Origin of the sequence: Brachybacterium sp. GCM10030252 (genome assembly GCF_042666535.1) — a bacterium.
Lineage (GTDB): Bacteria > Actinomycetota > Actinomycetes > Actinomycetales > Dermabacteraceae > Brachybacterium.
Genome location: NZ_JBHTDM010000009.1, coordinates 391757 through 406289, shown reverse-complemented (window position 1 = coordinate 406289; position 14533 = coordinate 391757). Strand labels below are relative to the sequence as shown.

The 14533-nt window shown below is 70.0% G+C and carries 13 protein-coding genes; 5 read left to right on the top strand and 8 right to left on the bottom strand.

From position 1 onward, the window contains the following. Positions 1-72: 72 nt before the first annotated feature. The 4 genes from ACFQRJ_RS10450 to ACFQRJ_RS10435 are packed head-to-tail and all read right to left on the bottom strand — an operon-like array spanning position 73 to position 4887. Positions 73-762, bottom strand: coding sequence for an urease accessory protein UreF (locus tag ACFQRJ_RS10450; protein WP_377018993.1), 690 nt, complete (start codon positions 760-762; stop codon positions 73-75). Between the two features lie 3 nt (positions 763-765). Beyond that, positions 766-2469 carry an urease subunit alpha gene (locus tag ACFQRJ_RS10445; RefSeq protein WP_377018991.1) on the bottom strand — a complete coding sequence of 568 codons (1704 nt, stop codon included), beginning with the start codon at positions 2467-2469 and terminating at the stop codon, positions 766-768. A 3-nt stretch (positions 2470-2472) separates the two neighbouring features. Continuing rightward, positions 2473-3192 carry an urease subunit gamma gene (locus tag ACFQRJ_RS10440; protein WP_377018989.1) on the bottom strand — a complete coding sequence of 240 codons (720 nt, stop codon included), beginning with the start codon at positions 3190-3192 and terminating at the stop codon, positions 2473-2475. A gap of 3 nt (positions 3193-3195) precedes the next feature. Continuing rightward, positions 3196-4887, bottom strand: coding sequence for a purine-cytosine permease family protein (locus ACFQRJ_RS10435; RefSeq protein WP_377018988.1), 1692 nt, complete (start codon positions 4885-4887; stop codon positions 3196-3198). A gap of 336 nt (positions 4888-5223) precedes the next feature. On the opposite strand from ACFQRJ_RS10435, the gene ACFQRJ_RS10430 reads away from it, so the two are divergent. The 4 genes from ACFQRJ_RS10430 to ACFQRJ_RS10415 all read left to right on the top strand — a co-directional run bounded on the left by ACFQRJ_RS10430 (position 5224) and on the right by ACFQRJ_RS10415 (position 8951). Beyond that, entirely contained in the window at positions 5224-5637 is a 414-nt protein-coding gene (locus ACFQRJ_RS10430; protein ID WP_377018987.1) for an ArsR/SmtB family transcription factor, read from the top strand. Between the two features lie 84 nt (positions 5638-5721). Next, positions 5722-6939 (top strand): FecCD family ABC transporter permease, encoded by a 1218-nt coding sequence (locus ACFQRJ_RS10425; protein ID WP_377018986.1) that lies wholly within the window; start codon positions 5722-5724, stop codon positions 6937-6939. Between the two features lie 174 nt (positions 6940-7113). Next, positions 7114-8175, top strand: a complete 1062-nt coding sequence (locus ACFQRJ_RS10420) for an ABC transporter substrate-binding protein (protein WP_377018985.1) — start codon at positions 7114-7116, stop codon at positions 8173-8175. Further along, a complete protein-coding gene (locus ACFQRJ_RS10415; protein ID WP_377018984.1) occupies positions 8172-8951 on the top strand; it encodes an ABC transporter ATP-binding protein in 780 nt (259 codons plus the stop codon). Before ACFQRJ_RS10420 ends, ACFQRJ_RS10415 begins: the two co-directional genes overlap by 4 nt. Here the strand turns inward: ACFQRJ_RS10415 and ACFQRJ_RS10410 are convergent. The 4 genes from ACFQRJ_RS10410 to ACFQRJ_RS10395 all read right to left on the bottom strand — a co-directional run bounded on the left by ACFQRJ_RS10410 (position 8946) and on the right by ACFQRJ_RS10395 (position 13492). Beyond that, the gene (locus ACFQRJ_RS10410; protein ID WP_377018982.1) at positions 8946-10115 is read right to left on the bottom strand and encodes a MalY/PatB family protein; all 1170 of its coding nucleotides are present in this window, start codon (positions 10113-10115) and stop codon (positions 8946-8948) included. The genes ACFQRJ_RS10415 and ACFQRJ_RS10410 overlap by 6 nt on opposite strands. A gap of 156 nt (positions 10116-10271) precedes the next feature. Continuing rightward, positions 10272-11072, bottom strand: coding sequence for a TIM barrel protein (locus tag ACFQRJ_RS10405; protein WP_377018981.1), 801 nt, complete (start codon positions 11070-11072; stop codon positions 10272-10274). Between the two features lie 3 nt (positions 11073-11075). Continuing rightward, complete coding sequence (locus tag ACFQRJ_RS10400; protein WP_377018980.1) at positions 11076-12467, bottom strand: Nramp family divalent metal transporter; 1392 nt, start codon at positions 12465-12467, stop codon at positions 11076-11078. A gap of 47 nt (positions 12468-12514) precedes the next feature. Continuing rightward, entirely contained in the window at positions 12515-13492 is a 978-nt protein-coding gene (locus tag ACFQRJ_RS10395) for a 3-hydroxyacyl-CoA dehydrogenase family protein (protein WP_377018979.1), read from the bottom strand. Between the two features lie 278 nt (positions 13493-13770). On the opposite strand from ACFQRJ_RS10395, the gene ACFQRJ_RS10390 reads away from it, so the two are divergent. Next, complete coding sequence (locus ACFQRJ_RS10390) at positions 13771-14508, top strand: GntR family transcriptional regulator (RefSeq protein ID WP_377018978.1); 738 nt, start codon at positions 13771-13773, stop codon at positions 14506-14508. The last annotated feature ends 25 nt before the right edge of the window (positions 14509-14533 follow it).

Sequence of the window (14533 nt, the reverse complement as noted above, 5' to 3'; positions counted from 1 at the left end):
GGTGACCATGCGAATGGCACGGTCCCGGAACGACTGTGGGTACTTGCTCGGCATGTTCCAATCCTCCTCGTATCAGGATCGGAACGAAACCCAGGGCGCTTCAAAGAGCCTCCTGGGCAGTTGCGTCTGGGCTTCGGCCCAGCCTTCGGTCAGCGGGGCCCCGGTGCAGGGGATCTGCGCCGGGTCGGTGAGCGCGGCGAGCGCGGCCACCTGGGGTTCAAGCCGCACGCAGGCCTCGAGGACGAGGCGGGTGGCGGCGCGGGGATCGGACGGTTCGAGCTTCAATCCGGCGGCGACGACGGTCTGGGCGTCGTCGTAGGCGACCAGACGGACGAGGTCGGCGGCGCCGAGACCGGCCGCGGCGGCGATGAGTCCGAGCACGATCGGTCGGGGCAGGCCGGCGGCGGGGACGGCGCCCGGCCAGAGCACGTCGGCCAGGCGCCGCAGGCCATCGCCGAGGGCCACGGTGATCTCGCGCTGGGCGCGGCTCGGGGTGCGGGCGGCCCATTCGGCGTGCAGATGCTCGATCCGCGCGTCTTCCGGAGCCGTGGGCGCACGCGGGCTCAGCAGCCCGAGCTGCCGGGCGACCACGGCGGTGCCCGCCTCGACCGGGACGACCGTGAGCATCCGCGAAGTGAGGTAGTCCCCCACCTGGGCAGGCTCGAGCTCGGTGCGCAGAGCTGCCTCGAGCGCATTGGAGGTGACATGGGCGCCGACGGGCAGACGGGAATCCGCCAGCAGCATCGCCAGGGTCGAACTCATCGATCAGAACATCTGGTACAGCTGGGCGAGGGGCAGCTCTGTGGCGGGCGCGGGCTCGACCGGCTCACCGTCGATGCTGATCTCGAAGGTGTCCGGCCGAATGTCGATGCGCGGCAGGGCATCGTTGTTCTTCAGGTCCGCCTTGGTGACCTCGCGGGTCGAGGCGACCGGGAGCAGCTGCCGCTGCAGCCCCAGGCGATCGCGCAATCCGTCCTCGAGGGCCGACGGCGCGACGAAGGAGACGGAGGTGCGTGCCCCGATCGCGTCGCCGAAGGCGGGTCGCATGAGCACCGGCTGCGGGGTGGGGATCGAGGCGTTGGGGTCCCCGAGCGCTGCCCAGGCGATAGTGCCGCCCTTGAGCACGAGCGAGGGGCGGGAGCCGAAGAACCTCGGATCCCACAGCACGAGATCAGCCATCTTCCCCGGCTCCACGGATCCGATGTGCGCATCGACGCCGTGGGCGACCGCGGGGTTGATCGTGTACTTCGCGACGTAACGGCGGGCGCGTTCGTTGTCGGCCGGGAGGGTGTCCCCGAGCGACCCGAGGCGCTGCTTCATCACGTGGGCGACTTGCCAGGTGCGGGTGATGACCTCGCCGATCCGGCCCATCGCCTGGGCGTCCGAGGACGTGATCGACAGCGCGCCCATGTCGTGCAGGATGTCCTCTGCGGCGATGGTGGTGGCGCGGATGCGGGACTCGGCGAAGGCGAGATCCTCGGGGACGGACGCCTTGAGGTGGTGGCACACCATGAGCATGTCCAGGTGCTCAGCGACGGTGTTCACGGTGTGCGGAAGGGTCGGGTTCGTCGAACCCGGCAGCACGTTGGGCAGGGAGGCGATCTCGAGAATGTCCGGGGCGTGACCGCCGCCGGCGCCTTCGATGTGGAAGGCGTGGATGCTGCGCCCGCCGATCGCCTCGATCGTGGACTCGACGAACCCGGCCTCGTTCAACGAGTCCGAGTGCAGGGCGACCTGCAGGCCATGCTCCCCGGCGGCTCGGAGCGAGGCATCGATGGCGGCGGGCGTCGCGCCCCAGTCCTCGTGGACCTTGTACCCGGCGGCGCCTCCGAGCGCCTGCTCGGCGAGCCCCTCGGCGGAGACGGTGTTTCCTTTGCCCAGCAGCAGCAGATTCACCGGCAACTGATCGAAGGCCTGGTGCATGGTGGCCAGGTGCCAGGCACCCGGCGTGACGGTGGTGGCGCGGCTGCCCTCGGAGGGGCCGGTGCCTCCGCCGCCGACGGTGGTGATCCCGGTGGCGAGGGCCTCGTGGATCTGGGACGGCGAGAGCAGGTGTACGTGCATGTCGAAGCCGCCCGCGGTGAGGATCTTGCCCTCCCCGGCGATGACGTCGGTCGACGGGCCGATCTGCAGATCCGGGTGGATCCCGTCGGAGACGTCGGGGTTGCCTGCCTTGCCGAGCGCGACGATGCGCCCCTCGCGCAGGCCGACGTCGGCCCGCACCACACCCCAGTGATCCAGCACCACAGCATTCGTGATGACCGTGTCCGGTGCGCCCTGGGCACGGGTCGTCCCGCCCTGGCCCATCGATTCACGGATCGACTTGCCTCCGCCGAAGACGGCTTCCTCACCGCCGACGGTGCGGTCCTCCTCGACCTGGATCCACAGGTCCGTGTCACCCAGGCGCAATTGGTCGCCGGCGGTGGGGCCGTACAGGGCGGCGTAGCGTGCAGCGCTGATCGTGACCATCACTCACACCTCCTTCTTGCGAGCGGGCGACGGGGCGGATCCGCCGTTCGCCGACGGGCCGGCCCCGTCAACGGCTGGGGCCGACTGCCTGCCGTCGGCCGAGGGCTCCCCTGGTCGGATCTGTATGCCGGGCACGCGGCGCGCCCCGCCGAGCCGCACCAGGTCCAGCTCGCGGGAGGCGCCGGGCTCGAAGCGCATCGAGGTGCCGGCAGGGATGTCGAGCCGGAACCCCCGGGCGGCCTCGCGGTCGAAGGAGAGCGCGGAGTTCACGTCCGGCAGGTGGATGTGCGAGCCGATCTGGATCGGTCGATCCCCCGTGTTCTCGAACACCAGGGTCAGCCGGTCCTCCTCCGCGCGCTGGTTCAGGACGCGCTCCCCGTCGGCTGTCCTCAGCGCGCCGGGGCCGTCACCGGCGCCGGCTCCGTCGATGGGGTCGTGGATGGTCACCAGCTTGCGACCGTCGGGGAAGGTCGCCTCGATCTGGACGTCGGCCAGCAGAGAGGGAACGTCTTCCATCACCTGCTCCCGGGTCAGAACACGCCGGCCCTCCACCATGAGCTCCTCGACGCTGCGGCCCTCACGGGCACGCTCGATCACCCAGCAGCTCAGCAGCGCGACCGTCTCGGGGTGGTTCAGACGCACCCCGCGCTCGAGACGGTCCCGTGCCACCATGCCCGCGGTGGCCAGCAGCAGCTTCTCGGTGTCGGCCGGCGTGAACTTCACGAATCACTCCTTGGGGAGAACATGCTCTCCGGTGCGGTCGGTGGTCAGGGCGAGGGAGCTGAGGTAGAGCTTCTCACCCTCGGGGCCCACCTTGGCGGAGGCGATCATGTCCGGCCGCTCGAAGTCCATGCCGGTGACATGGCAGTACAGGGTCTCGCCCGACGGGTTGCCGTCCTCGTCGTACATCGGCTCCTCGATGCCGTCGTCGGTGCGGCGGAGGTAGAAGCGGCCCTGGGTGGCGATCGCCATCAGCGGCGTGACGACCACGGCGATGCCGACGGCGAACAGCGGGGAGAAGGGCTGGACGGCCGGGCCGAAGGCTCCGAAGAAGATCGCGATCGAGACACCGGCCGAGAGCACCAGCGCGACGATCCCCACGGGATTCCAGTCGTGGATCATGCCGCGGCGGAACTCCGGCTTCTTCGGCGAGAGCTTCAGGATGTACTTGTTGATGACGATGTCGGTGGCCACCACGATGATCCAGGACATGGCCACGTTGGCGTAGAAGCTGAGGATCGAATCGAGGAAGTCGAACATGTTCGCTTCCATGAGGATCAGCGCGATCCCCAGGTTCACGCCCAGGAACACCAGCCGGCCCGGGTAGCGCTTGGTGACGCGGGTGAAGGAGTTCGTCCAGGCCAGGGACCCGGAGTAGGCGTTGGTGACATTGATCTTGATCTGCGAGATGACCACCAGGATCACCGCGAGCACCAGAGCGATCCACCCGGGCATGAGCTGCTCGTAGGTGGTCAGGAACTGCTGGACGGGCTCGTTGGCGTAATCGCGGGCGCCGGGGATGTTGGCGACCAGGTACACAGCCAGGAACATACCCAGGATCTGCTTGATCGCTCCGAAGATGACCCAGCCGGGCCCGCCCAGGATCGTCGCCGCCCACCACGAACGGCGGTTCTCCGCGGTGCGCGGCGGCATGAACCGCAGGTAGTCGATCTGCTCGGCGATCTGCGCGATCAGTGAGAGGCACACGCCCGCGGCGAGCATCGCGGCGGCGAAGCTGACACCGCCCTCACCGTCCTCGCCGCCGTAGTCGAAGAAGGTCTCGACCGAGCCGGGATGGGAGAAGACGAGGTAGGCGACCGGGATGACCATCAGCACCAGCCACACCGGGGTGGTGGCCACCTGCAGCTTGGACAGAGCCTTCATGCCGTACATGACCAGCGGGAAGATGATCAGGGTGGAGACGAGATAGCCGATCCAGCGAGGGATCCCCAAGCCGAGGAAGAGACCCTGGGCCATGATCGAGCCCTCGGTGGCGAAGAAGATGAACGTGAACGAAGCGAAGATGACGTTCGTGATCACCGAGCCGTAGTAGCCGAACCCGGAGCCGCGGGTGATGAGGTCCAGATCGAGGTTGTAGCGGGCGGCGTAGTAGGCCAGCGGGAATCCGCTGAGGAAGATGATCCCGGCGGCCACGAGGATGCCGATCAAGCCGTTGATCGTGCCGTGGTTCAGGGCGATGTTCGCGCCGATGGAGAAGTCGGCGAGGTAGGCGATGCCTCCGAGGGCGGAGGTCGCGACCACGGCCGGGGTCCACTGGCGGTAGGAGCGCGGGGCGAAGCGGAGGGTGTAGTCCTCGAGGCTCTCGGCGGTGGCGGCGCGGGCGTCGGCCGACACCGTCGGGGCCGGAGCGCCGGGCGGTGGGCTGGCGGGGGTCGCGTTGTCGGCGTCGATGCTCATCGCGCCTCTCCTTCGGGGGACGGGGCCTGCGGGGACAGACTCTGCGGGGGACGGATGCTGCGGGGAGCAGTGCGGGGACGTGCCGCGGGCGAGAGGAGGAACCGCCTCGCCCGCGACCTGGGAACCGTAGGGATGTTGTGGAGCCGACGCCTCCCGCGGAATGCGCCGTGACCCGACCGTGACCCGCCGTCTCATGAATGCAGCTCTTGAATCGATCCGGCGACGTGCTGCGCGCTTTCCGAGAGCCCGCCGGCCTGTGTGCTCCGTCGCGGGAAGCGGCACCCTGCGCTGTGACGTCACGGAGCGCTATGCCAGCCGGCGTCTACAGTGACCGTCATGAGCAGCCCTGCGCCCGCCGGCCCTCTCCCCGACTGCCCGACGCACACCCGCACGGGCGAGAGCGCCGCCACGGACGACGCACTGGTGGGCGAGCTGCGCGACATGCTCGCGAGCGTGGGGAGCATGGAGGAGATCGCCTCTCGGATGGCGCTGCTCTCCGATCCGCGCCGGCTGCAGATCCTGTTCTGCATCCACGCTCATCCCGGAGTGCGCTCGACCGATATCGCGCGCGCGATCGAGGCTCGGGAGTCGACCACCTCCCACGCCCTCGCCCTGCTGCGTGAGGCCGGATGGGTGAGTGCCGAGCGTGCCGGCCGGGAGATCCGCTACGAGATCAGTGATGGCCTCGCTCATGAGCTGTTGCACCGTCTGGGTTCGGCGCATCTGCCGGGAGTGCATCACCCCGAGTGAGGGCGTGGTGCCGCGCCGGTCACGTTCGGGTCACGGCGCGGACGGAGCCGGTGCCCCGGCGGCGATATTTGTACCCTCATGCAAGTGACCTCGAACCTGCCGTCCGTCCCGCAGCCGCCGGACGCGGTTGCCCCGGGACGTGCAGCCCGCTCCCCAATCGCGCTCCCGTCCGCGCACGACCCTGTCTCACCGCCGCGCGATAGGGGTCCCGCCAGGGATCGCCCCACCCAGGACTCCCTGGGCGTCCGCGCCCGCGACCGCCGCTCAACCCTCCTGCTCCTCGGCCTCGCCCTCGCCGTGCTGGCCAGCCTCGTGCTGACCATGGGCGTCGGCCCCGTCGCGATCCCCGCGGCCGCCACCTGGCAGGTCCTCACCCACCATCTCGGCGCTCCCGCCTGGCTTTCGCCGCAGGCCGCCGCCGCGGCCGATCCGGCGACCGACGCGATCGTCTGGACTGTGCGCCTGCCCCGCGTGCTGATGGGCGCGGCCGTCGGCGCCTGCCTGGCGATCTGCGGCGCGACGCTGCAGGCTCTGGTGCGCAACATGCTGGCCGACCCTTACATCCTGGGCATCTCCGGCGGCGCCTCCACCGGGGCTGCCGGGGCGATCCTCTTCGGCGTCGGCGCAGCGCTGGGCGACTATGCGCAGGGAGTGCTCGCCTTCGCCGGAGCGCTGGGGGCGGCGCTGCTGGTGTTCCTGATCGCCCGCACCGGCGGACGCGTCACCTCGCTGCGGCTGCTGCTGTCCGGCGTGGCGGTGGGCTACGCCCTCTCGGCGGCGACGAACCTGCTGATCTTCTCCTCCGACTCCGCGGAGGGCTCCCGCTCGGTGATGTTCTGGATGCTCGGCTCCCTCTCGCTCGCGCAGTGGAACGCATTCCTCGTCCTCGCCGCGGCGGCCGCGGTGCTCGGCGCCGCCGTGCTGACCTTCTTCTCCACCACCCTCGACGCCCTCAGCGCCGGCGACGAGACCGCCCACGGCCTGGGCATCGACCCCGACCGCGCCCGCATCGGATTCCTGGTGGTGGTCTCGATGTGCACCGCGGCGGCGGTCGCCGGCGCCGGCGCGATCGGGTTCGTGGGCCTGGTGATCCCGCATCTGGCTCGCCGAGTGGTCGGGGCCCGGCACCGGGTGCTGATCCCGGCGAGCGCGCTGCTGGGCGCGCTGTTCCTGCTGTGGGCCGACGCGCTGGCCCGCGTGATCATGCCGCCGCAGGAACTGCCGATCGGCGTGCTGACCGCGGCCGTCGGCGCTCCGTTCCTGCTGGTCCTCGTGCGCCGGCTCTACGCCCAGCGGCACTGAGCCGGCCCGCGCGGCTCGCCATCGCCTGTCCGACGCACGTCTCTCACCGCCCCTCTGTCCCCGCCCCCACCTCCGTCTCTCCCCGCACCGCTCCCCTATCTCCCCGCTCCCTCGTCTCTCCTCGCCCCGCACACTCTCGCCCCTCACTCCCGCCGCACCGTGATCGGAGGTCCCATGGACCGTCGCCGTTTCTCCCTCACCGCTCTCACCGCCCTCGCCACGCTCGGAACGGCCGCCTGCTCCGGCGGCTCGGCCACGGAAGCTTCGGACGCGGGCGGCACCGGCGCGGGTCGGTCCGCTGCGGAGGGGTCCGACGGCGGCGGCACGACCGCGACCGGCTTCCCACTGCAGATCGAGAACTGCGAGAGCCAGCTGAGCTTCGATGCCCCGCCGCACCGGATCATGCTGCTGGAGACCGCCCCCGTGACCACACTGGACGGCCTCGGGGCACTCGATCTGGTGATAGGCCGCGCGGGAACCTTCTCCCCCGGCTACTACAGCGAGGAGCTCTCTGCCCGCATCGAGCAGATCCCCGCGCTGTCGGAGGACGTCGACGCCGCAGGCCACCTCCAGATCTCCCAGGAGCTGGTCATCGCCCAGCAGCCGGACCTGGTGCTGGGCCTGCCCGATGGCATCACCCGGGAGGGCATGCGGGCCGCCGGCGCCGAGGTGCTGGTCCAGAACGTCTTCTGCGCCGGCACCGAGCGCGCGAGCTTCGAGCAGCTCGATGAGGAGATCGCCGTGTACGGGCAGATCCTGGACCGCGCGGAGCCGGCCGAGCGGCTCACCACCGAGCTGCACGAGCGCATCGACGCGGTCACCGCCGCCGCGCAGCAGAACCCGTCGGCCGCCCGCACCGCCGCGGTGCTGTACCCGTCGGTCGGCGGCGGCCCGCTGTACGCCTACGGCGCCGCCAGCATGGTCACCGCGCAGCTGGACGCCGTGGGTCTCGCCAACGTCTTCGAGGACACCGCCGAGCGCGTCTTCGAGGTCGGCGCCGAGCCGCTGTTGGAGGCGGATCCGGACGTCGTCATCGTGCTCCACAAGGGACAGCGCGATGGCAGCGAGATCGCCCGGGAGATGGTCGCCTCCGACCGGCTCTCCAGTCTGCGCGCCGTCACGGAGCAGACGGTGCTGCCGCTGCTGTTCAACTTCTGCGAACCGGCCTCACCGCTGGTCGTCGACGGGTTGGAACGGATCCACACATGGCTGGCCGAGCAGGAGCCCGCCGCGTGAGGCCGCTGCTGGAGGCCACTGGGCTGCACCATGCTTTCGGGGACCACGCCGTGCTGCGCGGGGTGGACATCACCGCCGGCGAGGGCGAGGTGGTGGGCCTCGTCGGCCCCAACGGCAGCGGCAAGACGACCGCCCTGAGAATCCTGCACCGGGCGCTGGTGCCCCAGTCCGGGCGAGTGCTGCTGGATGGCCAAGATCTGGCTTCGTGCACGAGCCGCGAACGCGCCCGGCAGATCGCGGTGATGGCGCAGGAGGCGCCCGGCGATGTCCCGCTGACCGTGGCCGACGTGGTGCTGCTGGGACGCATCCCCCATCGCGGATCCTTCGGCGGCCGCACCGAGGAGGATCTCGCCGTCGCCGCCGACGCCCTGCGCCGCACCGGCGCCCAGCAGCTGGCTCGCCAGGAGTTCGGCAGCCTCTCCGGCGGCGAGCGCCAGCGCGTGCTGATGGCGCGCGTGCTCGCCCAGCAGGCGCGTTTGCTGCTGCTGGATGAGCCCACCAACCATCTGGACATCGGCTCCCAGCACCAGGTGCTCGCCCTCGTGCGCGAGCAGGGCCCGGCCACCGTGGTGGTGCTGCACGATCTCAACCTCGCCGCCCGCTACTGCGACCGGGTGATCGTTCTGGCCGACGGACGGATCCGGGCCGACGGCCCACCACAGGACGTGCTCCGCCCGGAACTCGTCGGCTCGCTGTACGACGTCGGCGTGGACCGTCGCATCGCCGAAGATCTCGTCCCGCAGTTCCTGTTCCGCCCGCCGAAGGAGACCTCATGACGGGTCGAGGGCCCTCGCAATCCGGGTGATCGCCTCGACCATCAGCGGGCGCGGCATGGCGTAGATGAACCGCACGTACCCGTCCCAGGCCCGCCCGCATGCCGTGCCGTCGGTGCATTCGACCCGGGCGTGCTCGAGCAGGTACGAGTGCAGGGACCCGTCGACGTCGTAGGCGCGCAGATCGAGCCAGGCGACGTAGGTGCCTTCCATCGTCGTGACCGAGGCGCGGGGAAGCAGTTCGGCGACCAGGGCAGAGAGCTCGTCGCGGTTGCGCCGCAGATATTCGACGATGTCGCCGAGCCAGTCCTCTCCCTCCGTGTATGCGGCCGAGGTCGCGGCCAGGCCCAGGTTTGCGGCGCCGTGCTCGACGAAGTGACCGACTGCGCGCCAGTGCTTCCGGTCGGCATCGTTGCTGGTGATCATCTGGGCGCACTTCAGCCCCGGAAGGTTGAAGGCCTTGGAGGCGGCGACGGCCGTGATGGTGTGGTTCGCAGTGGTTTCGCTGAGGGAGGCGTAGGAGATGTGGGAGCCGCTGAGCACCAGTGGCATCCAGATCTCGTCGGAGAAGACCCGGCCGCCCTTGCGGTCCACGAGCTCGGCGATCTGCTCGAGCTCCTCGCGGGTGAGCACTCGCCCGGTGGGATTGCCCGGATTGCACAGCACGAGCAGCTCCCCGCCGGCGTCGAAGGCCGCTTCGAGGGCCTCGAGGTCGTAGCGGTACTGGTTCGTCTCCGCATCCAGCGCCATCTCGACCTCGATGACCTCACGCCCGATCAGCGGCGGCAGCAGCAGGAAGGGCATGTAGGCCGGGGTGGGGACGATGATCTTCGAGTCCGGAGACGTGAACGAGTCGATGGCCGCCTGGTACACCGTGATCACATCGGGCATCTCGTGGATGTCCTCGGGCGGGACTTCCCAGCCGGCATGGCGCCGTACGAACTCCGCCGTGGCCGCCTGCATCTCCGCCTTCAGGTCACCGGGCAGGTATCCGAACGCGCCGCGGTCGACCTCGCGGTGCAGACGGTCGGTGATGGGCTGGGCGACGCCGTAGTCCATCTCGGCGACGAACGCGCCGATCACGCCGTCGCCCCGGACCCATTTGGTGGCGCCGGTGGCGGTCAGATCCTCATAGGTGATCGCATCGAGCTGTTCGGTGGTGGGCACTGGGGCTCCTGGGGTCGAGGCATGCGGCGCACAGAGGTGGCGGTTCCGACGGCGCATCTTCTCACGGAGCCCTCGGTTGCGGTCCCTTCGGTGCGCGCAGTCGGGCTCTCCCGCCCTTCGCCGGCCGTATTCGGCCAGGCGAGCGCACGATAGCGCTCACAGTCGCGAAGCGACCTCGCGGGCCAGGAGCGGCTGCTCCCCGGAGCATTCGATGCCGATCCTGCCCTGGTAACCGCGACGGCGCAGATCGTGGAGCCAGGTCCGCAGAGGAAGCTCGCCCGTACCTGGCCACCCGCGTCCGGGGGCGTCGGCAACCTGGACGTGGCCGATCAGCGCCGGGTCGGGCATGCCCCCCTCCAGAACGGCATCGCGCTGGACCGCCGCGTGATAGATGTCGAGCAGGACGTCCACATCGGCAGCTCCCGCGCCGCGGGCCTCCACAGCGAGCGTCCGAGCGTCCGCGAACGAGGTCAACGCGGCACGGGCGAACCCGGAGAGCGGCTCCAGCACGATCCGCGCCCCGCTGGCGGCGACCATCGGGGCGATGCGCACCAGGTTGTGCAGCGCCGTCTCGAACTCTTCCGGTGTCGGCGGCCCCGGTTCGGCGAGGTTGCCCGCCATGGGGTTGTACCGGCGCACGCCCAGGCGCCGGCCGACGCCGATCGCCGTCTCCGCCGCACGGGCGAAGTCGTCCTCCCGCCCCGGCACGCACAGCAGACCGCGGTCGTCGACCGAGGGCCCGCCACCCGGGAAGTTCAGCAGCACCAGCTCGACCTCGGCGCGGCGGATGCTGTCGACGAAGGCGGCGATCTCGCTCTCGTCGGGGTGCTGGGCCGCGAACGGCCACCAGAACTCCACGGCCTCGAAGCCCAGGTCTCTCGCCCGAGCGGCGCGCTCACGCAGTGGCGTGGACTGCAGCGACAGCGAGCAATTCAGCGACAGGTCACGAGCGTCCATGGCTCAGAACTGGTCGATCAGCGTGACGATGCCGATGCCGAACGCGACGACGGCGGAGAGGGCGAAGTAGACCGTGAAGGCCCATCCGTCGCGCAGCCGCGCGTCGGTCTGCGTCCGTCCCAGGTAGACCACCGCGATCACCACCGCCATCAGCCAGAAGGCGTTGACGATGCCGGCGATGATCACCATCGTCAGCGGTGCCTGCAGCCCGTAGGCGAATCCGCCCCAGACCAGAGGCAGGCCGACGATGAAGATCCGCACCCACCGGTCACGCGCCGCGGCGTCCTCCCACCGGAACGCACCGACCATGGCGAGGGTGTTCGTCATCTGGCGCGCGAAGCCGGGCGTGTTGGCCAGCACCGTCTTGAAGAGGGCGACACCGGCGCCGAGCAGGAAGAACACCTCCGCCCAGGTGCCGAGGGTGTCGGTGAAGATCCGCGAGATCGTCGCCAGGACGTCGGTACCCTCGGGCCGCAGTCCCTGGGGGTGCAGCACGGCGGCGCCGAGGACGTAGAACGCGACGGTCGAGACGGTGTAGATGACCCACGAGAGCCAGGCGTCCTTCTTCATCACGGAGATCCACCCGCGGGCGCGGTCGGCCCACTCCTGGGAGCCGTCATTCGGTCCCGCCCAGGCGGCGTAGCCCTTCTCGACGCACCAGTAGGTGTACTTGGTGATCTCGTCGGCGCCGATGCCGGTGAAGCCGAAGACGGCCAGGGCCAGACCCATCGCGCCGGCCGAGAGCTGGAAGGACAGCCCCTGGCCGACGTCCATCAGGGTCCAGGAGAACTGGGTGAACTGCAGACCGATGACCAGAGCCAGCACGCAACCGGTGACGACCACGACCAGGACGGTGCACAGCCGCTCGACGAGCTCGTACTTGTTGGTCACCTGGATCGCGATGGTGGCGGCGACGATGGCGATGATCCAGAACGCCAGGGACGGGGCCGACAGCGGTGCGCCGAGCACGGGCAGGGCGGCGGAGAACGCGAAGGCTGCGGCCGACAGCACCCCGCCCTGCCCGATGATGCCCTGGGTGAAGTTCAGCAGACCCAGGTAGGTCATCCAACTCCTGCCGAACAGCTTCGGGGCGACGTCGTTGTAGCCGGTGACCGAGGACTTCCCGGTGGAGATGCTCCAGCGGGCCAGTTCGATCTGGACGCCGACCTTCACGATGGTCGACAGCAGGATCACCCACAGCAGGATGAACCCGACCTCGGCGCCGAGCGCGGTGGCGGTGATGAGCTCACCGGAACCGACAACGGCGGCGCTGGTGACCATTCCGGGACCGAGGAATCTCAGCGAGGGTCTCCAGCCCCGTGGCGGCTCGAGGATCTTGCTCGTGTCGCGCACGTAGGGGTCGGCTTTGATGACGGGCATGGTCGCGTCGGTCACGTCGTCTCCGTTGATCGCGTGGAAATCTGGGCTGGGGTGGGAGTAGGTCAGTGCTGGGTGGCGCCGGCGGAGGGAGGGGCGCCGAGATCGTCCTGGAGTCCCTGCATCCGCACGTACGCGTGGTCGCGGTAGCCCTGGATCGCGGCGCGGGTGTCCTCGTCGTACTCGCCGAGCAGACCCCGGCCGGACTTCATGCCGAGCGCGCCCTCGGCGACTGCCGACTCCAGCGCGGCAGGCGGGGCCATGCGGTCGCCGAACGCGTCGCGGAGTATCCCGAAGCACTTGGCGTAGACGTCGACACCCGCCTGGTCGACCATCGAGAACGGTCCGACCAGGCCGAGCCGGAATCCGAAGCTGTTGCGCACCAGGGTGTCGATGGCCTCCATCGAGGCCACGCCTTCCTCCACGACCCGGAAGGCCTCGCTGACCATGGCGTACTGGATGCGGTTGACGACCATGCCCGGAGTGTCCCCGACCACGGCGGGACGCTTTCCCGCGCGTTCGAGCACACGCACGACGGCCTCGACGACGGCCTCGTCGGTGTCCTCGCTCGCGACCACTTCGGCTCCCGGCACGAAGGGTGCCGGGTTGAAGAAGTGGATGGTCAGGAAGCGCTCCGGGGCGGTCACGGCGGATCGCAGGGTGTTCACCGAGATGGTCGAGGTGTTCGTGCCGATGATCGTGTCTGGGCGTGCATGGGCGGAGGCCCGCTCGAGGACCTCGCTCTTGACGTCGACGTCCTCGAACACGGCCTCGATGATGAGGTCGGCCTGACCGGCGGCCTCCTCCACGGAGTCGGCGGCGTGCAGATGACGGTCGACCGCGTCTGCCGCGCCCGAGGCGAAGAGCTCACGGGCCTCGAACTCGCGGCTCTGGGCGACGAGGCGGTCGCGGGCAGCCGCGGCCACCTCGGCGCTCTGGTCGGCCAGCTGGACGGTGAATCCGGCCGCGGCGAAGACCTGCGCGATCCCTCCTCCCATGTAGCCGGAGCCGAGCACGGCGACCGTGCGAACCTCGCGTGGCATGGTGTGTCCTCTCGTGTGCTGTTCGGCGCGGGGCGCCGTGCTGACGGTGCGACCGACCGCCCTCGATGTCTGCAGGACCGCCTGCACGGGACGGCGAGGACGAACGGCTGAGCGACTCCGGCACGGCCGGCTCGACGGTGAGTGCCAGGGGATGAGTGCGCGATGCGATTCGCGGCGTGCGCCACGCAACACGATCTCGTAGAGAATATACGATCTACGATCTACGTCAAGCGCGATGACGCCCGTCCGACCATCGGGACACGGCTACCCTCATGGGCATGGAAACTCGCGACGAGCCCGGGGTGCCGGCCAGTTCCCTCATGCCGACGTCCCGCAGTCCTGCTCGCTCTGACCTGCGTGAATACGTCTACGACAGCATCTTGGAGATGCTGCTGCGCGACGACGCCCCTCCGGGCGCGCGCCTGTCGATCAGCACCATCGCCGAGCAACTCGACGTCTCCCCCACCCCGGTGCGCGAGGCCCTGGTCCAGCTGGAGCGCACGGGCCTGGTCACGCGCACGGTCCGCAAGGGATACCGGGTCTCTCCGCCGCTGGGACAGGATCAGCTGGCCGAACTGTTCACGGCGCGCGAGATGCTCGAATGCACCGCCGTCCGGCTCGCCGCGGCCGCGTCCCCGGCGGCGCTGCTCCCCGAGCTGCGCGCCGCACAGGAACAGCACCGCCGCGCCGGGGAGGCCGTGATCACGGCGCTCGACTCCGGGCGGCGCGACGTGTCGCTGGCTGCGGACTACTTCGCCCGCGACCGCGAGTTCCACGAGGTGATCTTCCGTCACTGCGGGAACCGCTACCTGATGGAGATGTCGCAGGATCTCGGTTCGCTGGTGCATCGGCTGCGACGCATGGTCCACCGGGGCGTCACCGACGTCCGGGAAGCGATCGGCGAGCACGAGGCGATCATCGACGCTCTCGAGAGCGGCGACGCAGCGGCCGGCGAATCGGCCATGCGTGAGCACATCCGGAACGTCATCGAGCGGTCGACGAGCGACCAGGCGTAGTCCGGAGCCGCCGGGCTCGGCTCCC

Coding starts and splice junctions, on each gene's coding strand:
- ACFQRJ_RS10450 (WP_377018993.1), bottom strand. CDS start 762: ATGAGTTCGACCCTGGCGATGCTGCTGGCGGATTCCCGTCTGCCCGTC.
- ACFQRJ_RS10445 (WP_377018991.1), bottom strand. CDS start 2,469: ATGGTCACGATCAGCGCTGCACGCTACGCCGCCCTGTACGGCCCCACC.
- ACFQRJ_RS10435 (WP_377018988.1), bottom strand. CDS start 4,887: ATGAGCATCGACGCCGACAACGCGACCCCCGCCAGCCCACCGCCCGGC.
- ACFQRJ_RS10430 (WP_377018987.1), top strand. CDS start 5,224: ATGAGCAGCCCTGCGCCCGCCGGCCCTCTCCCCGACTGCCCGACGCAC.
- ACFQRJ_RS10420 (WP_377018985.1), top strand. CDS start 7,114: ATGGACCGTCGCCGTTTCTCCCTCACCGCTCTCACCGCCCTCGCCACG.
- ACFQRJ_RS10405 (WP_377018981.1), bottom strand. CDS start 11,072: ATGGACGCTCGTGACCTGTCGCTGAATTGCTCGCTGTCGCTGCAGTCC.
- ACFQRJ_RS10395 (WP_377018979.1), bottom strand. CDS start 13,492: ATGCCACGCGAGGTTCGCACGGTCGCCGTGCTCGGCTCCGGCTACATG.
- ACFQRJ_RS10390 (WP_377018978.1), top strand. CDS start 13,771: ATGGAAACTCGCGACGAGCCCGGGGTGCCGGCCAGTTCCCTCATGCCG.